We start from the raw sequence: 20,999 nt of genomic DNA, 5'->3' as shown, positions 1-20,999 counted from the left end.
AGGAGTTGTGGAGACCGTGCGGCCTACTCCTTGCCTTTCTCAACCACGCTCAACCACTCCCCTACCGGCGCGCGCTCGCTCCGCAGCGCATTGGCCGCCGCGCCCTCATCCTCGAACCCGATCGCCACGCCGCAGAACAACATCCGCCCCTCTCGCAGCCCGAGGAACCGCCCGATCGTCTCCGGGTACATCGACCAGCATTCCTGCGGACAGGTGGCGAGACCCGCCTCGACCGCGAGCAACATCAGCGTCTGCAGATACATGCCGAGGTCGGACCATTGCGGCGGCCCCATGCCGCGATCGACCGAGCAGAAACAGGCCGCCGGCGCGCCGAAAAACCGGAAATTATCCGCGAACCAGCGCCGCCGCGCCGCCCGATCCTCGCGCGGGATGCCGAGACGGCCGTACAGCGCCTCGCCGATATCGGATCGCCGCGTCGCATAGGGCGCCGCCAGCCCGGGCGGGTACACCGCATACTCCGGCGTCTCCGTTTCACCGCGCGCCAGCACACCCGCCATATCGGCCTTGAGCCGCGCCATCGCCTCGCCATGGACGATATGGACATGCCACGGCTGCAGGTTGCCGCCCGACGGCGCCCGCGCCGCCGTCTCCGCCAGATTGCGCAGTATCGCCACGTCCACCGGCGTGTCGAGGAACCCGCGAACCGATCGCCGTGCCGTCACCGCCTGTCGAACGTCCATCTCGATCCCCTTGCGCTTGCGTTCCGATTGCGCGACACCCTAGCACAATAACAAGAGTTATGGAGAGCGGATGATGGGGCAGGCCTATATCGTCGAGGCGGTGCGCACCGCGGGCGGGCGGCGCGGCGGGCGGCTTGCCGGCTGGCACCCGGCGGACATGGCGGCGGAGGTGCTCGACGCGGTGGTGGGGCGCAGCGGCATCGATCCCGCGGCGGTCGAGGACGTCATCATGGGCTGCGTCAGCCAGGGCGGGGAGCAGGGTTTCCAGGTCGGCCGCGGCGCGGTGCTCGCGTCGACATTGCCGACCAGCGTGCCGGCGGTGACGATCGACCGCCAGTGCGGATCGTCGCAGCAGGCGATCCAGTTCGCCGCGCAGGCGATCATGAGCGGCACGCAGGACGTGGTGATCGCCGCCGGCGTCGAGAGCATGACGCGCGTGCCGATGGGCTCGACCGGGATGTTGTTCGCGCAAGCCGGGCTCGGCAAGGCGAAGAGCCCGCGGCAGGAAACGCGCTTCCCCGATATCCAGTTCAGCCAGTTCATGGGCGCCGAGATGATCGCGCGCAAATACGGTTTCGACCGCGCGGCGCTTGACGCGTACGCGCTCGAAAGCCACCGCCGCGCCGCTGCGGCAACCGAGCGGGGCGCCTTCGCCGGCGAGATCGTCGGGCTGGAGGTGGAAACGCCCGACGGCGCGCTCTGCCATGATCGCGACGAGGGTATCCGCTACGATGCGACGCCGGAATCGATCGGCGCGGTGAAGACCCTGCAGGAGGGCGGCACGATCACCGCCGCCAACGCCAGCCAGATCTGCGACGGGTCGAGCGCGGTGCTGGTGGTGAGCGAGGCGGCGCTCAAGGCGCACGGGCTCACCCCGCTGGCGCGCATCCACAACCTGACCGTCACCGCCGGCGATCCGGTCATCATGCTGGAGGAGCCGCTGTTCGCCACGACCCGCGCCCTGCAGCGTGCCGGCATGCGGATCGAGGATATCGACCTGTACGAGGTCAACGAGGCGTTCGCACCGGTGCCGCTCGCGTGGCTGCAGCACACGGGCGGCGATCCCGAGCGGCTCAACGTCAACGGCGGCGCGATCGCACTGGGGCATCCGCTCGGCGCGAGCGGCACGAAGCTGATGGCGACGCTGGTGCATGCGCTGCACGCGCGCGGCGGTCGCTACGGCTTGCAGACGATGTGCGAGGGCGGCGGCATCGCCAACGTGACGATCGTCGAGCGATTGTAACGCATCTCATCACTCCAGCGAAAGCTGGAGTCTTGCTGGGGAACGGCACGACCTCACCGAGAAAGATGCCAGCCTGCGCTGGCATGACGGCTGCTTGGAAAAGGGCACATTCATGAACATCACCGATACCATCGCCGCGGTCGTCACCGGCGGCGCCTCCGGCCTCGGCGCCGCGACCGCACGGGCGCTCGCCGCCAAGGGCGCGCGCGTCGCGATCTTCGACCTGCAGCGCGAGAAGGGCGAGGCGCTCGCCGCCGAGATCGGCGGCGTCTTCTGCGAGGTGAACGTCACGCAGGACGACAGCGTCGACGCCGGTTTCGCCAGGGCGCGCGAGGCGCACGGGCAGGAGGCGATCCTCGTCTGCTGTGCGGGCACCGGCAATGCGGTGAAGACCGCCAGCCGATCGAAGGAAGACGGCAGCATCAAGCATTTCCCGCTCGCCGCGTTCGACTGGCTGGTGCAGATCAACCTCGTCGGCACCTTCCGCTGCGTCGCGAAATCGGCGGCGGGGATGCTGACGCTGGCGCCGGGCGCGCATGGCGAACGCGGGGCGATCGTGATGACCGCCAGCGTCGCCGCCGAGGACGGCCAGATCGGCCAGGCGGCCTATGCCGCGTCGAAGGGCGGCGTCGTCGGCATGACGCTGCCGATCGCGCGCGACCTGATGGGCGAGGGCATCCGGGTGAACACGATCCTGCCCGGGATCTTCGACACCCCGCTGCTGCAGGGCGCGCCGCAACCGGTCAAGGATGCGTTGGCGGCGAGCGTGCCGTTCCCGAAACGGCTGGGCGATCCGGCGGAATATGCGCATCTCGCATGCACGCTGATCGAGAACGGTTATTTCAACGGCGAGCATATCCGCCTCGACGGCGGCATCCGCATGGCACCGCGCTGATCGGTCGGCCTCACCCCAAATCCCTCGTCACCCCGGACTTGTTCCGGGGTCCACCGTGCGGCTGGGCACAGGTCTTGCGCTTCTTGCCGTATGCTTGCGGATGGGTGGACCCCGGAACACGTCCGGGGTGACGACGGTCTTGGGACCGCGCTCAGTCCGCGAACACCGGCGGTCGCTTCGCCATGTTCGCCGCCACCGCTTCCATCATGTTCGGCTTGCCGATCACCTTGAGCTGTTCCTTCGTCTCCGCCTCCAGCATCGCCCGCGGATCGGCATCGTGCGCTATGTTGAGCAGCCGCTTCGCCCCGCGAATCGCGTGCGGCGAGCGCCCCGCGATCTCGCGCGCCAGCGCTAGCGCCGCGGCGAGCGGATCGTCCGCCAGCCGCGTGACGAAGCCATGGCGCAGCGCCTCGTCCGCGCCGAATTCTCGCGCGGTATAGACCAGTTCGCGCAGCACGTCGTCGCGCACCAGCCCGCGCCAGATCGGGAAACCCGCCATGTCGGGCACCAGTCCCCAATGCGTCTCGCGGATCGCGAAGCGGGTGTCGGGCGCGGCGATGCGGATGTCGGCGCCTGACATGATCTGGAAACCGCCGCCGAACGCGACGCCGTGCACCGCGGCGATCACCGGCATCGGCAATTGCCGCCAGCCCCAGGTGACGTGCTGCGGCGGGATGCTGCCTTGCGCGTTGCGTGTCGTCGACATGCCGGAGCCGCCGCGCGCCATGCTCGCCATGTCGAGCCCGGCGCAGAACCCCCTGCCCTCGCCCGACAGCACGACGCAGCGCACGTCGGTGCGGGTCGCGAGCGCGTCGATCGCCGCGCCGATCCCTTCGAACATCGCGGGGTCGATCGCGTTCATCTTGTCGGGCCGCGCGAGGCGGACGTCGGCGATGCCGTCGGCGACGGTGAGGGTGACGCGGTCGTTCATGGTTCTCTCTCCTGACATTCCCCCGCCCCCATCCCGTTCGGGCCGAGCTTGTCGAAGCCCAGGCTTGCGATCGAGCGATGCCCTTCGACAGGCTCAGGGCGAACGGGAGGGGGGTGGTTTGCTCTGACTCCCACGCTACCGCCGCGGCCCACGTTGCGCTACCGCCGATGGCGTGTAGAGACGCGCGGATGAGCGGCTTCAACATCGACGCCTTCATGGCGCACCGGTTCGGTGGCCATGGCGGCACGCTGGGCATCCAGTTCCACGGCTCGGGCGACGGCTGGGTCGAGCTGGCGCTGCCTTATGCCGACAGCCTGATCGGCGATCCCGACAGCGGCGTGCTCGCATCGGGCCCGATCATCGCGCTGATGGACATGGCGACCAGCGTCGCGGTGTGGGTGAAGCGCGACAAATTCGCGCCGCAGGCGACGCTCGACCTGCGCGTCGACTATCTGCGCCCGGCGGTGCCCGGCCGCACCGTGATCGGGCGCGGCGAATGCCTGAAGCTGACCCGCTCGATCGCCTTCGTCCGCGGCATCGCCTACGACGAGACGCCCGACGATCCGCTCGCGCACGTCGCCGGCACGTTCATGCTGATCGATCAGATGGGAGGCGCGGCATGACGCCGGCGCACGCGCTGCCGCCCTATGCCGAGCTGCTCGGCGTGACGCTGGAGCCGCGCGACGGCGCGGCGCCGATGCTGGTGATGCCGTTTCGCGACGACGTGCTCGGCCGGCCCGGCTTCCTGCACGGCGGCGCGATCGCCGGGCTGCTCGAGGTGGCGGCGATCGTCTCGCTGCAGCATGCGCTGGCCGAAGAGGGCGGCGGGCGGATCAAGCCGGTCAACGTCACCGTCGATTTCATGCGCGGCGGTCGCGACAAGCCGACGCATGCCGAGGGGATCGTCACCCGCCTCGGCACCCGCGTCGCCAACGTCGAGGCGATCGCCTGGCAGGACGACCGCGACAAGCCGATCGCGCATGCGCGGATGAACTATCTGGTGGTGCGCGACTGATCCTCCCCGAGACGGCAGGACTATCGCACATGGCCGCGTGACGAACTGGCAGCCCGGAATACTTCGTCACCCCGGACTTGTTCCGGGGCCACGGTTCGGCGAACCTGTCGTTTCGAGGCTCTTTTCCGACGCTTGCGGCACGGTGAACCCCGGAACAAGTCCGGGGTGACGAAGGAATTGGGGAGCCGCCGACCAAACACTCATATGCAATAGCCCTTCCCGCGAGCGGGAGGGTTTACCGCGGCGTCAGCCGGATCAGCCGCCCCTGCGACTTGCCGCCGTCCTCGATCACCCAGATCGCGCCGTCCGGCCCCTGTTCGACGTCGCGGATACGCGCGCCCATCGGCCATTGGTCGGCCTTCTTCGCATTCTGCCCGTCGAGATCGACGCGGACCAGCGACTGCGACGACAGGCCGCCGATGAAGGCATCGCCCTTCCACGCCGGGAACAGCGATCCCGAATAGATCATCAGCCCGCCCGGCGAGATCACCGGGTTCCACCACACCTTGGGCGGTTCGTAGCCGTCACCGGGGGCGTGATCGGGAATGTCGCTGCCGTCGTAGTTGCTGCCATTCGACGCCTTGGGCCAACCGTAGTTGCGCCCCGGCATGATGAGGTTGAGCTCGTCGCCACCCTTCGGCCCCATCTCCTGTTCCCACAACCGGCCTTCACCGTCGAAGGCGATGCCGAGCAGGTTGCGATGGCCGTAGCTCCACACTTCCGGCGCGAAGCCCTTCGCCACCAGCGGATTGCCCGGCGCCGGCTTGCCGTCGAGCGTCAGGCGCAGCACCTTGCCCAGCGTCGCCTGCGGGTCCTGCGCCGGCGTGAACTTCTGCCGCTCGCCGTTGGTGAAAAAGAGGGACTGGCCATCGGGCGAAAAGGCGATGCGGCCCGAATAATGGCCGTTGCCCTCGACGAACGGCCGCGCGCGGAACAGCGCCTCGATCTCGCCGAGCCGGTCGCCGCCCTGCCCGTCGGAACGTAGCCGGCCGCGCGCCAGCACGACGCCCTTGCCGCCCTCGCCCGCGGTCGAATAGCTGAAATAGAGTCGCTTGCTGCTCGCGAAATCGGGCGCGGGGACGACGTCCATCAGCGCGCCCTGCCCCGCCGCGTCGACGGTGATCGTCGCGATCGTCTGGCGGCGTTTGCCGTCCGCGGACAGCAGGATCATCTGCCCCGCCTTCTCGGTCACCACGATCCGCTCGTCGGGCAGGAAGGCGAGCGCCCAGGGCGAGACGAAGTCGGCGACCACCGTCTCGCGGAACGGTTTCGCCGAGGGCGGCGTCTCGCCCGCCTGCCCCTCCACCGGCGCGTTGCCCGAACAGGCGATGAGGGCGATCGACAGGGTGGCGAGCAGGCTGTGGCGCATTGGATTCTCCCGGTACGACCACGCAAACGCACGGGGGCGGACGAGGATGCTTGTTTCCGACGGGGCTCCGACGTATATGGCCGATGCCTTCTCTTACATCTTTGGTGAAAGAGGCTGCGGGGGACCCCTCCCGCGGCGGCGACGACCTATAGCTGGAGCCTGCATGGCGGACATCGCCCTTCTCACCCGATTGATCGAACCCGAAGCGACCGCGCTCGGCTTCGACCTCGTGCGCGTGAAGATGTTCGGCGGCAAATCGGACCCGACGTTGCAGGTGATGGCGGAGCGCCCGGACACCGGCCAGCTGACGATCGACGATTGCGCCGATTTGTCGCGCCGCATCTCGGACGTGCTCGACGCGCTGGAAGCGGAGGGCAAGGACCCGATCGAAGACGCCTACCGCCTCGAAGTCTCCTCGCCTGGTATCGACCGCCCGCTGACCCGGCCGCAGGATTACGTCAAATGGGCGGGGCATGAGGCGAAGATCACGCTCGCCGAGAAGATCGACAATCGCAAGATCCTGACCGGCGATCTCGTCGGCATCGAGGGGGATCAGGTGTCGATCGACGTGCGCGGCCACACCCGCATGACCGTCGGCCTCGCTGCGATCCACGACGCCAAGCTGACGATCACCGACCGGCTGCTCGCCGCCACCGCGCCGCTTTCGAGCGAGGGCGCCGACGAATTCGAAGACGCCGACGATTTGAACGACAACGACGACCTGAACGAAGGACAGCAGTAAGATGGCCACCGTCGCCACCGCCAACCGCGCGGAACTGATCGCGATCGCCAATTCGGTCGCTTCCGAAAAGATGATCGACAAGAGCATCGTCATCGAGGCTCTGGAAGAGGCGATCCAGCGCGCCGCCAAGACGCGCTACGGCATCGAGAACGACATCCGCGCGAAGCTCGATCCGACGACCGGCGACTTGCGTCTGTGGCGTGTCGTCGAGGTGGTCGAGGCGGTCGACGATTATTTCAAGCAGGTCGACGTCGCGCAGGCCCAGAAGCTGCAGAAGGGCGCGGTCGTCGGCGACTATATCGTCGATCCGCTCCCCCCGATCGAATTCGGCCGCATCCAGGCGCAGGCGTCGAAGCAGATCATTTTCCAGAAGGTCCGCGACGCCGAGCGCGAGCGGCAATATGAAGAGTTCAAGGACCGCCAGGGCGAGATCATCACCGGTGTCGTCAAGCGCGTCGAATTCGGCCATGTCGTCGTCGACTTGGGGAGGGCAGAGGGCGTCATCCGCCGCGACGCGCAGATCCCGCGCGAGGTGGTGCGCGTCAACGACCGCATCCGCAGCCTCATCCTCAACGTCCGCCGCGAAAACCGCGGGCCGCAGATCTTCCTCAGCCGCGCGCACCCCGACTTCATGAAGAAGCTGTTCGCGCAGGAAGTGCCCGAAATCTACGACGGCATCATCACCATCCAGGCCGCCGCACGCGACCCGGGCAGCCGCGCCAAGATCGGCGTCATCAGCCGCGATTCGTCGATCGATCCGGTCGGCGCCTGCGTCGGCATGAAGGGCAGCCGCGTCCAGGCGGTCGTGCAGGAGATGCAGGGCGAGAAGATCGACATCATCCCCTGGTCGCCCGACATCGCGACCTTCGTCGTCAACGCCTTGCAGCCCGCTTCGGTGAGCCGCGTCGTGATCGACGAGGAGGAGGAGCGGATCGAGGTCGTCGTTCCCGACGATCAGCTGTCCCTCGCCATCGGTCGTCGCGGCCAGAACGTGCGCCTCGCCAGCCAGCTGACCGGCAAGGCGATCGACATCCTCACCGAGCAGGATGCCAGCGAGAAGCGCCAGAAGGAGTTCACCGAGCGCACCGAGATGTTCCAGACCGAGCTGGACGTCGACGAGACGCTGGCGCAGCTGCTGGTCGCGGAAGGGTTCGGCGCGCTCGAAGAGGTCGCCTATGTCGAGCTCGACGAGATCGCGTCGATCGAGGGCTTCGACGAGGATCTCGGCCAGGAGCTGCAGAGCCGCGCGCAGGAAGCGCTCGACCGCCGCGAGGCCGCGAACCGCGAGGAGCGCACCGCGCTCGGCGTCGAGGACGCGCTGATCGATATCCCGTACCTGACCGAAGCGATGCTGGTCACGCTCGGCAAGGCGGGGATCAAGACGCTCGACGACCTCGCCGACCTCGCCACCGACGAACTGGTCGAGAAGAAGCGCATCGAACCGCGCCGCCGCAACGAGGACGCCCCCAAGCGTCCCGAGCCGAAGGGCGGCATCCTGTCCGAATACGGCCTGTCGGACGAACAGGGCAACGAGATCATCATGGCCGCGCGCCAGCACTGGTTCGCCGACGAAGAGCCCGCCACGACGGATGCGGCGGAGGGCGAGGAGGCCTGATGCCGTTCGTCTCGATCCGACTGGCGGGCAGCGCGACCCGCGAACAGAAAGCGGGGATCGTCGCCGACGTGACGTCCTCGCTCGTCACCCGGCTGGGGAAGAACCCGGCCGCGGTGCAGATCGTGATCGAGGAGGTCTCGACGGAGAATTACGGCGCCGGCGGCCAGCTGATCGCCGACCGCGACGCGGCGCCTGTATCCTTGGCCCAACCGAGGGAGGACGCGCATGCGGTTCCCTCACAATGAGGCGCTAGGGCGTCCACAGGTTCGCGGAGAGCGATGCGACTCGCGGGAAACCGCGGGGGTGTCGGCGCGCGTCCGCTTTCCCCGCACCGCCCGGTTTACGGCACGGTGGACCCCGGACCAAGTCCGGGGCGACGTAGGCTGTGTCGCAAGCACTTCGCACCATTCCCATCGTCACCCCGGACTTGTTCCGGGGTCCACCCGTCCGCGGGCACGACGGCCTGTCGCGTCACCTCAACGGCGGCAAGCCAAGGCTGACGGCCAAGTCATCCCAATGCGGGTTATCGCGCTCGACCAGGTTCTTCTTCCAGTCACGACGCCACGCCTTGATGCGCTTCTCGCTGGCGATGGCATCGGCCATGGTGTCGGTCACCTCGAACCACACCAGGATCACGATGCCGTAGCGGCTGGTGAAACCTTCAAAACTGCCGTCCCGGTGCTGGATGATCCGACCGACGAGGTTCGAGGTCACGCCGGTATACAACGCACCGTTGTAGCCGTTGGCGAGCATGTAGACGCAGGGCTGCCTGTCCCTCATGCCGATGAGCATGCCGCCCGGTGGACCCCGGAACAAGTCCGGGGTGACGAAGGATGTGTCGTACCCGCCTCGCCCTACCACCGCCGTCACCCCGGACTTGTTCCGGGGTCCACCGCGCCACACGCGAAAGGCGGGTTCGCATGACCGACGCCATCCGCAAGTGCATCCTGACGCAGGACCGCGACAACCGCGACAATCTCATCCGTCTCGCGCTCGCGCCCGACGGGCAGATCCTGCCCGACGTGCGCGCCAAGGCGCCGGGGCGGGGCGCGTGGATCGGCGTCACCCGTGCGACGCTCGAAGAGGCGATCGCGAAGAAGAAACTGCGCGGTGCGCTCGCCCGCGCGTTCAAGGGCACCGAGTTCGTCATCCCCGACGATCTGCCCGCGCGCATCCAGGCGGCGCTGGAGCGCAACGCGCTCGACCGGCTGGGCCTCGAATCGCGCTCGGGCATGCTGCTGACGGGATCGGACAAGATCGAGACGGCGGCGCGTGCCGGGCAGCTGCACGCACTCTACCATGCCGCGGATGCCGGCACCGACGGCAACCGCAAGCTCGACCAGGCGTGGCGGATCGGATCGGATCGCGAAGGCTCAGCCTTGCGGGGCTTGGTATTGCCGATGCCGCGCCCCATATTGTCGTTGGCGCTGGGCCGCGAAAATGTGGTACACATCGCGCTGACCGACCGCGCTGCCGCCGCGCGGGTGAGCGATGCGCTCGACCGCTGGCTGCATTTTATCGGACCTGAACCCACTCCCGTGCCTTGCGAAACGGCCCCGCAAGGCGCATCGGCGCCCGGACTTTCCGGCGCCGCCCCACGCGGGACGCGACCGGCCGTAGACGTGAACGAGGAATTTGAGTGAGCGACACCGACAACGATAAGCCGAAACTTGGCATGCGCGCGCCCCTGGGGCTGAAGCGCACGGTCGAGACCGGCCAGGTGAAGCAGAGCTTCAGCCATGGCCGGTCCAATACGGTGATCGTGGAAACGAAGAAGCGGCGCATCCTGGGCCGCCCGGGCGAGACGCCGGCGGCCCCGGAACCGCAGGTGCAGGCGCCCGAGCCCGCACCGGTGGCGGCGCCTGCCCCCGCACCGCGCGCCGCCCCGGCGGGCGAGACGCCGCAGGAGCGCCAGGCACGCATGCTGCGCGAGGCCGAAGACCAGCGCATGCATGCGCTGGAGGACGCGCGTCGCCGCGAGGAGGCCGCGCGTGCGCAGGCCGCCGAGGACGAGCGTACCCGCGCCGCCGAGAAGGCCGCCGCCGCCCGTGCGCCCGCCGCACCGGAGCCGGTCGCCGAGCCCACGCCCGCCCCTGCTCCCGTGCAGGCCGAGCCGGCCGCGCCCGCGCCGGTGGTGCCGACACCCGCCGGCCGCGGCTTCCGCCCGGTCGAGCGCCCCGTGCCGCCCGCCCCGGTCGAAGCGCCCGAACCCGTCGCCGCACCGGCGCCGGCGCCCGCACCGACGCCTGCCCCGGCCCCGGTCGCCGCGGCACCACGACCCGCTGCGCCGGCTCCTGCGCCCGCGCCCGCGCCGACGGTCGAGCTGGGCCGCGACCCGTCGATGCCGGCGCCGCGCCGCTTCTCGCCGGTCGCGCGTCCCGAAATCCCCAAGCCGCAGCCCAAGCCGGTCGCCGCACCCGCGCCCGCGGCAGCCCCGACCACGAGCGCATCCGGCCCCGCCGGCAGCGCCGCGTCGCGCAACCTGCCTTCGGGTCAGGCGACGCCGCGCAACGCACCGCCGAGCCGTCCGACGCAGCGCGACCGCAAGGGCGACGAGCGTCGCGGTGGCAAGCTGACCGTCAACCGTGCATTGGGCGACGATGGTGCGCGTTCGCGCAGCCTCGCCGCGCTCAAGCGTGCGCGCGAAAAGGAAAAGCGTCACTTCGGCGGCCCACGCGAACAGCAGGCCAAGCAGATCCGCGACGTCCAGGTGCCCGAGGCGATCACCGTCCAGGAACTCGCCAACCGCATGGCGGAAAAGGGCGCGGACCTCGTCAAGACGCTGTTCAAGATGGGCATGCCCGTCACGATGACGCAGACGATCGATCAGGACACCGCCGAGCTGCTGGTGACCGAATTCGGCCATAACATCGTCCGCGTCAGCGACAGCGACATCGACCTGGCGCTCGACACCGGCGAAGATGCCGACGACACGCTGCGTCCGCGTCCCCCGGTGGTCACGATCATGGGTCACGTCGATCACGGCAAGACGAGCCTGCTCGACGCGCTGCGCGGCACCGATGTGGTGCGCGGCGAGGCCGGCGGCATCACGCAGCATATCGGCGCCTATCAGGTCACGCTGAAGGACAAGTCGAAGGTCACGTTCCTCGACACGCCGGGTCACGAGGCGTTCACGCAGATGCGCGCGCGCGGTGCCGACGTCACCGACATCGTCGTGTTGGTCGTCGCCGCCGACGACGGGCTGATGCCGCAGACGATCGAGGCGATCAACCACACCCGAGCGGCCGGCGTGCCGATGATCGTCGCGATCAACAAGATCGACAAGTACGAGGCCAATGCCCAGCGCGTGCGCGAGCGCCTGTTGAGCGAAGAGGTGGTGGTCGAGGAAATGGGCGGCGACGTCCAGGACGTCGAGGTCTCCGCGCTCAAGAAGACCGGGCTCGACATGCTGATCGAGAAGATCCAGCTGCAGGCCGAGCTGCTCGAACTGCGCGCCAACCCCGATCGCCCCGCCGAGGCGACGGTGATCGAGGCGAAGCTGGACAAGGGCCGCGGCCCCGTCGCGACGGTGCTCGTCAATCGCGGCACGCTGAAGGTCGGCGACATCTTCGTCATCGGCGCGGAAAGCGGCAAGGTCCGTGCGCTGATCGACGACAAGGGGCGTCAGGTGAAGGAAGCCGGCCCGGCGATGCCGGTCGAGGTGCTCGGCATGACCGGCGTTCCCTCGGCGGGCGATCCGCTGCAGGTCGTCGAGAGCGAGGCGCGCGCCCGCGAGGTCGCCGAATATCGCCAGGGCGTGCTGACGCAGAAGCGCACCACGACCGCGCCGGCGAGCCTCGAGAGCATGTTCTCGGCGCTGAAGGCCAATGCCGCGATCGAATATCCGCTGGTGGTGAAGGCCGATACGCAAGGCACGGTCGAGGCGATCGTCGCGTCGATCAACAAGATCTCGACCGATCTCATCAAGGCGCGCGTGCTGCACGCGGGCGTCGGTGGCATCACCGAGAGCGACGTGACGCTGGCCGGCGCGAGCGGCGCGCCGATCATCGGCTTCAACGTCCGCGCCAACGCCAAGGCGCGCGAGATCGCCGACCGGCAGAAGGTGGCGTTGAAATATTACGACGTCATCTACGACCTGACCGACGAGATCCGCGCCGGCATGGCCGGGCAGCTCGGGCCGGAAGCGTTCGAGACCGTGGTGGGCCGCGCGGAAATCCGCGACGTCTTCTCGGCGGGCAAGCATGGCAAGGCCGCCGGTCTGCTGGTGGTCGAGGGCGTCATCCGCAAGGCGCTCAAGGCACGCATCACGCGCAACGATGTCATCATCTATCAGGGTGAGATCGCCAGCCTGCGCCGCTTCAAGGACGACGTCCCCGAAGTACGCGCCGGTCTGGAGTGCGGCGTGACCTTCACGTCGAACTTCGTCGACATCAAGCCGGGCGACTTCCTCGAGACGTTCGAAGTCGAGATGCGCGAACGGACGTTGTAACGGATTTCCCTCTCCCTCCGGGAGAGGGAGGGAGCCGGCAAAGCCGGCGGAAGGGTGAGGGCGACGTAACGTCTGCCGCATCACCCTCACCCTCCCACGGCTTTGCCGCGGGCCCCTCCCTCTCCCACCGGGAAAGGGGTGAGAGGCATCATGAACAAAGAACCCCAGGAAAAGTCCGTCCGCACGCTGCGCGTCGGCGAACAGGTGCGCCACGTCCTGTCGGAGATTCTCGCGCGCGGCGACGTCCACGATGCGACGCTCGAACAGCATATGGTTTCGATCACCGAAGTGCGCATGTCCCCCGACCTGCGCCACGCGACCGTGTTCGTGAAACCGCTGCTCGGCAAGGACGAGGAGAAGGTGCTGAAGGCGCTACGCACCAACACCGCCTACCTCCAGCGCGAGGTCGCGCACCGCATCCAGAACAAATACGCCGCGAAGCTGAAGTTCCTGGCGGACGACAGTTTCGACGAAGGCAGCCATATCGACGCCCTGCTCCGCAAGCCCGAGGTGGCGCGCGATCTGGGCGAGGATTGACGCGAGCACCGGTAAGGCGCATCTTACCGGCATGAACGCCTATACGAAGATGTCGGAGAAGGGTCAGGTCGTCATTCCCAAGGACGTACGTGATCGGCTGCGTATGGCATCGGGAGATCGTCTCGAGGTCGTCGAGCGGTCGGATGGCGTCCTGCTCCGCAAAGCATTCGAGCGGTCGGGAGAGAGCTTCGAAGCGATCACGGCCCGTATTCGGGCAAGGGTTCAGACAGCCACGCGGACAACGTCGATCGCCGAGATGAACGATGCCGTATCGGAGATGTGGGCGCAAGGCGGACCGCGTTGGGATCAATGAAGGCGATCGATACCAACGTTATCGCCCGGTACGTGACCAACGACGATCCGGTGCAGAGCCCGATCGCCACCGCCGTCCTGGCCAATCCCTGCTACATTTCTGACACCGTCCTGCTCGAAGCCGCCTGGCTGCTGGCGTCGCGATACCGGTTCGGCCGTGCGCTTCTCGCCGAAACGCTGAGCGATCTGATCGAACTGCTCACCGTCGCCGTCAGCGACGCAGGACTCATCCGCTGGGCGATCGAGCGATTCGCGGATGGTGCCGATTTCGCCGACATGATGCACCTGATCTCGGGCCGCCATGCCGATGCGTTCGTCTCGTTCGAAGACGATCTTGCACGCCTGGCTGGAGCGGACACCCCCCTAGGCATCGAAAAACCACGCTGATGGCCAAGCTCTATTTCTACTACGCCAGCATGAACGCGGGCAAGTCGACGACGCTGTTGCAGGCGGACTTCAACTATCGCGAGCGGGGGATGGAGACGATGCTGTTCACCGCGGCGGTGGACGATCGCTTCGCCGCGGGGACGATCACCAGCCGCATCGGGCTGGAGGCGCCGGCGACGCCGTTCGAGGCGGAGACCGACCTGGCCGCCTGCGTCGCCGATCGGCTGGCGACCGGGCCGCTGGCCTGCGTGCTGGTCGACGAGGCGCAGTTCCTGTCCGCCGCGCAGGTCGCGCAGCTGGCGCGCATCTGCGATGGACTCAACGTGCCGGTGCTCACCTACGGCCTGCGCACCGATTTCCAAGGGCGGTTGTTCGAAGGGTCGGCGCGGCTGCTGGCGATCGCCGACGCGCTCATCGAGATCAAATCGGTATGCGTGTGCGGTCGGAAAGCGATCATGAACCTGCGCGTCGATGCCGAGGGCCGCGCCATCGCCGAGGGCGCGCAGACGGAAATCGGCGGCAACGACCGCTATGTCGCGCTGTGCCGGCGGCATTTCGGGGAGGCGCTGGGGTCCTAACCGTCCACCCTCACCCTTCCCACCGCCTGCGGCGGCGGGCCCCTTCCCTCTCCCGCCGGGAGAGGGAGAGACGGCAAAGCCGGCGATGGGTGAGGGTGAGCGCAACGCGCTCTGGCGCTCCTCCCTCCCCCGCGCCATATCGCGCACATGAACCCCGACAACATCGTCTACCGCGCCGCCATCTGGATCATCCCGCTGGTGATCGCGATCGTCTTCCACGAGGTCGCACACGGCTGGATGGCGAAATGGCTCGGCGATCCGACCGCCGAGGAGCAGCGGCGGCTGAGCTTCAATCCGATCCGCCACGTCGATCCGGTCGGCACGCTGATCCTCCCCCTCGGCCTCGCCATCGCCGGCGCACCGGTGTTCGGCTGGGCGAAGCCGGTGCCGGTGATCGCGCAGCGCCTGCGCAATCCGCGCTGGGGGATGGTCGCGGTGGCGCTCGCCGGGCCGGGGATGAACCTGATCCTCGCCACCTTTGCCGCGATCGCGATCGGCGCCGCGGCGGCGCTGTCGCATGGCGTCCAGCCGACGGGGATGGCGGCATTCGTGCTGGCGAATCTCGTCAACTTCCTGCTGGTCAACGTCTTCCTCGCGCTGTTCAACCTGCTGCCGATGCCGCCGTTCGATGGCGGCCATGTCGTCGAGGGGCTGCTGCCGCGTCCGCTCGCGGCGCAATGGGCGAAGATCGGGCGGTTCGGCTTCCTGCTGCTGATCCTCGTCCTCGTCGTGCTGCCGATGGTCTTCCCCGGTGCCGATCTGGTCGGGCGCGTCGTCGGACCGCCGGCGCAGGCGGTGATCGGCTGGTTCCTCGCGCTGGCGCAGGCGATCGCCTGATGCATGGCTGGGTGATCGTCGACAAGCCGCTGGGATTGGGGAGCACGCAGGTCGTCTCCGCGGTCAAACGCGCGCTGCGGCAGGGCGGCTACGGCAAGTTCAAGGTCGGGCATGGCGGCACGCTCGATCCGCTGGCGACGGGCGTGCTGCCGGTCGCGGTCGGCGAGGCGACGAAACTCGCGGGCCGGATGCTCGACAGCGACAAAGTGTACGACTTCACCATCCGCTTCGGCGAGCAGACCGATACGCTGGATGCGGAAGGGGTGGTGATCGGGACGTCGGACGTGCGGCCGACGCTCGCGCAGGTGGAGGCGGTGTTGCCGCGCTTTACGGGGCCGATTGCGCAGGTGCCGCCGGCCTATTCGGCGCTGAAGGTGGATGGCGAGCGGGCGTACGACCTCGCGCGCGCGGGCGAGGATGTGGTGCTGGCAAGCCGCGACGTCACGGTGCACGCCCTCAAATCCTCCCCGGCACGGGGAGGGGGACCATTCGCGCCAGCGAATGGTGGAGGGGGGCTTCCACAACGGGAATCGCCCGAGGAAGCCCCCCTCCACCATCCTGCGGATGGTCCCCCTCCCCGTACCGGGGAGGATTTGAATGAGGTCACCCTCACCGCGCACGTCTCCAAGGGCACCTACATCCGCAGCCTCGCGCGCGACATCGCACTGGCGCTCGGCAGCGTCGGCCACGTCACCATGCTCCGCCGCACCAAGGCCGGGCCGTTCGACCTTGCCCCCGCGATAACGCTGGACAAATTGAGCGAAGCCGCTACTGCGCGCACCCTTGAACACCTAATCCTGCCGTTGAGGGCGGGGCTGGACGACATCCCGGCTCTGTCCCTCACCCCCGATCAGGCAGGGGCGCTCCGCCAGGGGCGCGTTCTGAGCGGGATCGCCGCAGACGCTGGCCCATACTTCGCATGCGACGGCGACACGCCGGTCGCGCTGGTATCGGTCGAGGACCATCAGGTCCGCGTCGTCCGCGGCTTCAACCTTACGATGTCGAGGACGTAGAACATGACCATTACCGCAGAACGCAAGGCCGAAGTCGTCAAGGAGCATGCGCGCGCAGAAGGCGACACGGGCTCTTCCGAAGTGCAGGTCGCGATCCTGACCGAGCGCATCCGCAACCTGACCGAGCACTTCAAGGGCCACAAGAAGGACAACCATTCGCGCCGCGGGCTGCTGATGATGGTCAACAAGCGTCGCTCGCTGCTCGACTATCTGCGCAAGACCGATGGCCAGCGCTATCTGGACCTGATCGCGAAGCTCGGCCTTCGCAAGTAACGCAAACGTTCGGCCCGCCCTCGGCGGGCCGTTTACGTTTTGCGTTATCCCCGTGTAAACGGGGATCCAGAGCCAAGCAGTATATCGCTCGTGGCTCTGGGCTCCTGCCTTCGCAGGAGCACATGGAGGCGGCAATTCGGCAACCTCCGCGAGCCGATACTGGCTCACTCAAAGGCCCCGGCCGGGATCTGCCCGCCGGAGTGAAGGAAAATACATGTTCAATGCCAAGAAGGTATCGATCGAGTGGGGCGGCAGCACGCTGACCCTCGAAACGGGCAAGGTCGCCCGCCAGGCCGACGGCGCGGTGATCGCGACGCTCGGCGAGACGGTCGTGCTCTGCGCGGTGACCGCCGCCAAATCGGTGAAGGAAGGCCAGGATTTCTTCCCGCTGACCGTCCACTATCAGGAAAAGTTCTCCTCGAGCGGCCGCATCCCCGGCGGCTTCTTCAAGCGCGAGCGTGGCGCGACCGAGCGTGAGACGCTGGTCAGCCGCCTGATCGACCGTCCGCTCCGCCCGCTGTTCCCGGAAGGCTTCTACAACGAGATCAACTGCATCGCGCAGGTGATGAGCTACGACGGCGAGAACGAGCCCGATCTGCTGGCGATGATCGCCGCATCGGCCGCGATGACGCTGTCGGGCGTGCCGTTCATGGGTCCGATCGGCGCGGCGCGCGTCGGCTACAAGGACGGCGAATATCAGCTCAACCCGTCGGACACCGAAGTCGCCACCGGCGAGCTCGACCTGATGGTCGCTGCCACCCACGACGCGGTGATGATGGTCGAATCGGAAGCCAAGGAGCTGTCCGAGGACGTCATGCTCGGCGCCGTGATGTTCGCGCACAAGGCGTCGCAGCAGGTGATCGACGCGATCATCAAGCTCGCCGAGCAGGCCGCCAAGGAGCCGTGGGAGCTGAAGCAGGGTGCCGACATGTCGGCGCACAAGACCAAGCTCAAGGGCCTGATCGGTGCCGACCTCGCCGCCGCCTACAAGCTGACCGACAAGCAAGCGCGCCAGACCGCGATCAACGACGCCCGCACCAAGGCGCGCGACGCGTTCGAGACGCTGAAGCACGAAAACCCGGCCGAATATCTCGGCGCGCTCAAGCTGGTGAAGAAGCTGGAGGCGGAGATCGTCCGCGGCCAGATCCTGAACGACGGCGTGCGCATCGACGGCCGCAACACGACGACGGTCCGCCCGATCGAATCGGAAGTCCACTTCCTGCCGCGCGCGCATGGCTCCGCCCTGTTCACCCGCGGCGAGACGCAGACGATCGCGACCACCACGCTCGGCACCCGCGACGCGGAGCAGATGATCGACGGCCTCAACGGCCTGTCGTACCAGAACTTCATGCTCCACTATAACTTCCCGCCCTATTCGGTCGGTGAAGTCGGCCGCTTCGGTGCGCCGGGTCGTCGCGAAGTCGGCCACGGCAAGCTCGCCTGGCGCGCGCTGCACCCGGTGCTGCCGACCAAGGAGGAATTCCCCTACACGATCCGCGTCACCAGCGACATCACGGAGAGCAACGGCTCGTCGTCGATGGCGACGGTGTGCGGCGGTTCGCTGTCGATGATGGACGCCGGCGTGCCGCTGAAGCGCCCCGTCTCGGGCATCGCGATGGGCCTGATCCTCGAAGGCGACAAGTTCGCGGTCCTGTCGGACATCCTGGGCGATGAGGATCACCTCGGCGACATGGACTTCAAGGTCGCCGGCACCAGCGAGGGCATCACCGCGCTGCAGATGGACATCAAGATCTCGGGCATCACCGAAGAGATCATGAAGGTCGCGCTGCGCCAGGCGCATGAAGGCCGCGCGCACATCCTCGGCGAAATGGCCAAGGCGCTGGGCGAGACGCGTTCGGAGCTGTCGGCACATGCGCCGCGCATCGAGACCTTCACGATCGACAAGTCGAAGATCCGCGAAGTCATCGGCACCGGCGGCAAGGTGATCCGCGAGATCGTCGCGACGACCGGCGCCAAGGTCGACATCGACGACGAGGGCGTCATCAAGGTCTCCTCGTCCGACCCGACGCAGATCGAAGCCGCGATCAAGTGGATCAAGGGCCTCGTCGAGGAAGCCGAAGTCGGCAAGGTCTATGACGGCAAGGTCGTCAACCTGGTCGATTTCGGGGCGTTCGTGAACTTCATGGGTGGCAAGGACGGCCTCGTCCACGTCAGCGAGATCAAGAACGAGCGCGTCGAGAAGGTGTCGGACGTCCTCTCGGAAGGCCAGGCCGTCAAGGTCAAGGTCCTCGAGATCGATCCGCGCGGCAAGGTCCGCCTGTCGATGCGCGTCGTCGATCAGGAAACCGGCGCCGAGCTGGAGGACACCCGTCCGGCGCGCGAACCGCGTGAAGGTGGCGACCGCGGTCCCCGCGGCCCGCGCAGCGGCGGCGATCGTGACGGCGGTGGCCGTGGCGACCGCGGCCCGCGCCGTGACGGTTCGGGCCGTGACGGCGGTGGCCGTGGCCCGCGTCGCGACGGCGGCGACCGTGGTCCCCGTGGCGAGGGTGGCGAGCGTGCCCCGCGCAGCGGCGGCAACGACGCCAACGACGATCGGGGCCCCGCGCCCGAGTTCGCGCCCGCCTTCCTGACCGGCGATCGCGACTGATCCTTCGGGTTCGGTACGAACAAGGGGGTCCGGCAGCGATGCCGGGCCCCTTTTTCGTGCGCCGTCTACCCCCTTGAAAATCATCCACATATTTGATGCAGATTAGCGGAACTCTCCGCAACCAGGCGTACAGTCTGCGTGCTTGTGATGCGTTGCCCGTTGGCGACAAGCATGTTCTCCGCCGGAGCCTGCCGTCATGCCCACCACCGCTGAAGCCGATTTCTACATCCGCCGCGAAGCCCAGGAACGGCGACTCGCCGACTGTACGCCGAATCCCGAGGGGCGGCGCATCCATCTCGAACTGGCAGAACGCTATGCCCGGCTGGTTGCCGAGGCACGGGATGCGCCCCCGGCGATACGCATCCCCGCCTGAACGCGCGGATCAGCGGGCGATGGAGTTGCCGTAGCCGATGACGACGGTGGCGATCAGCAGCAGCGCGACGCCGCTCCAAACGATCGCCTTGATCCGCACGCCCACGTCGCGCCATTCGCGGAACGCGAAGCCCCACAAAGTGCCGAAGATGATGATCGACGCCATGTGCAGCGTCCAGCTGGAAAAGCCGAGCCGCCCCATCTGGCTCTCGCCCATCGTGTAGAAGAAGAACTGGAAATACCAAGTGACGCCGGCAAGCGCGCTCAATGCGAAGTTGCGCAGCAGCGGCGGGCGCTCGACGCCGGGCTTGGTCCGCCCCGCCCATTCGCCGCCGCTCTTGTTCTTGGCGATCAGCCACGCGCACCACACGCCGTTGGTGACGAGCCCGCCCGCCATGACGAGGCACAGCACCGGCAGCCCGGTCCACAGCGGCCCGGTGCCCGCCGCCGCCGACAGCGCCTTGATCGGCTCGCCCGCGGCGAGGCCGAAGGCGAAGCAGGCGGACATGACGCCGGCGAAGATCGCGACCGCGATGCCTTTGCGGAAATCGAACTCGGCGACCACCGCCGCCTTCTGTTCGGGGGTGAGCAGCGCGTCCTTGCGCCCGCCCGCGATCGCGACGACGACGATGCCGAGCAGCGTCAGCCCGATCCCCGCCAGCACGACCCGGCCGGAGGCGGTCGCGAGCAGCTTGGCATGGAATTCGCCGGTGAACAGCGGCGGGATCAGCGTCCCGAACACGGTGCACAGCCCCAGCACCACCGCCATGCCGAGGCTCAGCCCCAGATAGCGCATGACGAGGCCATAGCCGAGGCCGCCGAACCCCCACAGCACCCCGAACAGGATCGGCCACCAGAACGCCCCCGCCGGCGCGCTGCCCAGCACGCCGAGCAGGTCGTGCGTCTGCAGCGACGCGAAGAACCACGGGGCGAACACCCAGGAAAAGATGCCGCCGGTCAGCCAGTAGATCTCCCACGACCAGCGCTTCACCCCACGAAAGGGAACGTAGAAGCTCGCCGAGGCGAGACCGCCGAGCCAGTGGTAGAGGACGCCGATCAGCGGATTGGGGGGCATGCGTCGTTATCCTCTTCCATCGCGGTTCCGCGCGAACGAACTACCT

The 20,999-nt window shown here is 67.9% G+C and carries 23 protein-coding genes; 18 read left to right on the top strand and 5 right to left on the bottom strand.

What is annotated here, in order from left to right; all coding sequences use genetic code 11:
- Positions 1-23: 23 nt before the first annotated feature.
- The gene (locus M9979_RS14695; RefSeq protein ID WP_254290113.1) at positions 24-701 is read right to left on the bottom strand and encodes a nitroreductase family protein; all 678 of its coding nucleotides are present in this window, start codon (positions 699-701) and stop codon (positions 24-26) included.
- 73 nt (positions 702-774) lie between these two features.
- Here M9979_RS14695 and M9979_RS14690 point away from each other — a divergent pair, with 73 nt between their 5' ends.
- Entirely contained in the window at positions 775-1,944 is a 1,170-nt protein-coding gene (locus tag M9979_RS14690; protein WP_254290135.1) for an acetyl-CoA C-acetyltransferase, read from the top strand.
- 112 nt (positions 1,945-2,056) lie between these two features.
- The gene (locus M9979_RS14685) at positions 2,057-2,839 is read left to right on the top strand and encodes an SDR family oxidoreductase (RefSeq protein WP_254290112.1); all 783 of its coding nucleotides are present in this window, start codon (positions 2,057-2,059) and stop codon (positions 2,837-2,839) included.
- Positions 2,840-2,990: 151 nt separating this feature from the next.
- Here M9979_RS14685 and M9979_RS14680 read toward each other — a convergent pair whose 3' ends face one another.
- Positions 2,991-3,770, bottom strand: coding sequence for a crotonase/enoyl-CoA hydratase family protein (locus M9979_RS14680; RefSeq protein WP_254290111.1), 780 nt, complete (start codon positions 3,768-3,770; stop codon positions 2,991-2,993).
- 188 nt (positions 3,771-3,958) lie between these two features.
- On the opposite strand from M9979_RS14680, the gene M9979_RS14675 reads away from it, so the two are divergent.
- Entirely contained in the window at positions 3,959-4,393 is a 435-nt protein-coding gene (locus tag M9979_RS14675) for a PaaI family thioesterase (RefSeq protein WP_254290110.1), read from the top strand.
- The gene (locus tag M9979_RS14670) at positions 4,390-4,785 is read left to right on the top strand and encodes a PaaI family thioesterase (protein ID WP_254290109.1); all 396 of its coding nucleotides are present in this window, start codon (positions 4,390-4,392) and stop codon (positions 4,783-4,785) included. Before M9979_RS14675 ends, M9979_RS14670 begins: the two co-directional genes overlap by 4 nt.
- Positions 4,786-5,020: 235 nt before the next feature.
- Here M9979_RS14670 and M9979_RS14665 read toward each other — a convergent pair whose 3' ends face one another.
- Complete coding sequence (locus tag M9979_RS14665) at positions 5,021-6,154, bottom strand: PQQ-dependent sugar dehydrogenase (RefSeq protein WP_254290108.1); 1,134 nt, start codon at positions 6,152-6,154, stop codon at positions 5,021-5,023.
- A 163-nt stretch (positions 6,155-6,317) separates the two neighbouring features.
- Here M9979_RS14665 and rimP point away from each other — a divergent pair, with 163 nt between their 5' ends.
- Genes rimP through M9979_RS14650 form a run of 3 tightly spaced genes read left to right on the top strand, consistent with a single transcriptional unit; the run spans position 6,318 to position 8,756 of the window.
- Entirely contained in the window at positions 6,318-6,896 is a 579-nt protein-coding gene (rimP, locus tag M9979_RS14660; RefSeq protein WP_254290107.1) for a ribosome maturation protein RimP, read from the top strand.
- 1 nt (position 6,897) lies between these two features.
- Entirely contained in the window at positions 6,898-8,511 is a 1,614-nt protein-coding gene (gene nusA, locus M9979_RS14655; RefSeq protein ID WP_254290106.1) for a transcription termination factor NusA, read from the top strand.
- Complete coding sequence (locus M9979_RS14650) at positions 8,511-8,756, top strand: tautomerase family protein (protein ID WP_254290105.1); 246 nt, start codon at positions 8,511-8,513, stop codon at positions 8,754-8,756. The genes nusA and M9979_RS14650 overlap by 1 nt, the downstream gene beginning before the upstream one ends.
- Positions 8,757-8,982: 226 nt before the next feature.
- Here the strand turns inward: M9979_RS14650 and M9979_RS14645 are convergent, their stop codons facing one another.
- Positions 8,983-9,303 (bottom strand): GIY-YIG nuclease family protein, encoded by a 321-nt coding sequence (locus M9979_RS14645; RefSeq protein ID WP_254290104.1) that lies wholly within the window; start codon positions 9,301-9,303, stop codon positions 8,983-8,985.
- A gap of 128 nt (positions 9,304-9,431) precedes the next feature.
- Between M9979_RS14645 and M9979_RS14640 the strand changes: the two genes are divergently transcribed.
- From M9979_RS14640 to M9979_RS14590, 11 genes are all read left to right on the top strand, one after another.
- Complete coding sequence (locus tag M9979_RS14640) at positions 9,432-10,154, top strand: DUF448 domain-containing protein (RefSeq protein WP_254290103.1); 723 nt, start codon at positions 9,432-9,434, stop codon at positions 10,152-10,154.
- Positions 10,151-12,961: a translation initiation factor IF-2 gene (infB, locus tag M9979_RS14635; protein WP_254290102.1), complete on the top strand. Its 2,811-nt coding sequence runs from the start codon at positions 10,151-10,153 to the stop codon at positions 12,959-12,961. Before M9979_RS14640 ends, infB begins: the two co-directional genes overlap by 4 nt.
- A gap of 150 nt (positions 12,962-13,111) precedes the next feature.
- Positions 13,112-13,498 carry a 30S ribosome-binding factor RbfA gene (gene rbfA, locus M9979_RS14630; RefSeq protein WP_254290101.1) on the top strand — a complete coding sequence of 129 codons (387 nt, stop codon included), beginning with the start codon at positions 13,112-13,114 and terminating at the stop codon, positions 13,496-13,498.
- Positions 13,499-13,529: 31 nt separating this feature from the next.
- A complete protein-coding gene (locus M9979_RS14625; protein WP_254290100.1) occupies positions 13,530-13,811 on the top strand; it encodes an AbrB/MazE/SpoVT family DNA-binding domain-containing protein in 282 nt (93 codons plus the stop codon).
- Entirely contained in the window at positions 13,808-14,197 is a 390-nt protein-coding gene (locus M9979_RS14620; protein ID WP_254290099.1) for a type II toxin-antitoxin system VapC family toxin, read from the top strand. Before M9979_RS14625 ends, M9979_RS14620 begins: the two co-directional genes overlap by 4 nt.
- Entirely contained in the window at positions 14,197-14,775 is a 579-nt protein-coding gene (locus tag M9979_RS14615; protein ID WP_254290098.1) for a thymidine kinase, read from the top strand. Before M9979_RS14620 ends, M9979_RS14615 begins: the two co-directional genes overlap by 1 nt.
- A 147-nt stretch (positions 14,776-14,922) precedes the next feature.
- Positions 14,923-15,612 carry a site-2 protease family protein gene (locus M9979_RS14610; RefSeq protein WP_254290097.1) on the top strand — a complete coding sequence of 230 codons (690 nt, stop codon included), beginning with the start codon at positions 14,923-14,925 and terminating at the stop codon, positions 15,610-15,612.
- A complete protein-coding gene (gene truB, locus M9979_RS14605; protein WP_254290096.1) occupies positions 15,612-16,625 on the top strand; it encodes a tRNA pseudouridine(55) synthase TruB in 1,014 nt (337 codons plus the stop codon). Before M9979_RS14610 ends, truB begins: the two co-directional genes overlap by 1 nt.
- Before the next feature lie 3 nt (positions 16,626-16,628).
- Positions 16,629-16,898, top strand: coding sequence for a 30S ribosomal protein S15 (rpsO, locus tag M9979_RS14600; RefSeq protein WP_254290095.1), 270 nt, complete (start codon positions 16,629-16,631; stop codon positions 16,896-16,898).
- Between the two features lie 214 nt (positions 16,899-17,112).
- A complete protein-coding gene (pnp, locus tag M9979_RS14595; RefSeq protein WP_254290094.1) occupies positions 17,113-19,506 on the top strand; it encodes a polyribonucleotide nucleotidyltransferase in 2,394 nt (797 codons plus the stop codon).
- A 196-nt stretch (positions 19,507-19,702) separates the two neighbouring features.
- The gene (locus tag M9979_RS14590; RefSeq protein WP_254290093.1) at positions 19,703-19,879 is read left to right on the top strand and encodes a hypothetical protein; all 177 of its coding nucleotides are present in this window, start codon (positions 19,703-19,705) and stop codon (positions 19,877-19,879) included.
- A 9-nt stretch (positions 19,880-19,888) separates the two neighbouring features.
- On the opposite strand, the gene rhaT is transcribed toward M9979_RS14590, so the two are convergent.
- Complete coding sequence (gene rhaT, locus M9979_RS14585; RefSeq protein ID WP_254290092.1) at positions 19,889-20,953, bottom strand: L-rhamnose/proton symporter RhaT; 1,065 nt, start codon at positions 20,951-20,953, stop codon at positions 19,889-19,891.
- Positions 20,954-20,999: the final 46 nt, after the last annotated feature.

The organism is Sphingomonas liriopis, assembly GCF_024211255.1.
GTDB lineage: Bacteria > Pseudomonadota > Alphaproteobacteria > Sphingomonadales > Sphingomonadaceae > Sphingomonas > Sphingomonas liriopis.
Note: the sequence above shows the minus strand (reverse complement) of the source record. Positions and strands in the feature narration are given on the sequence as shown.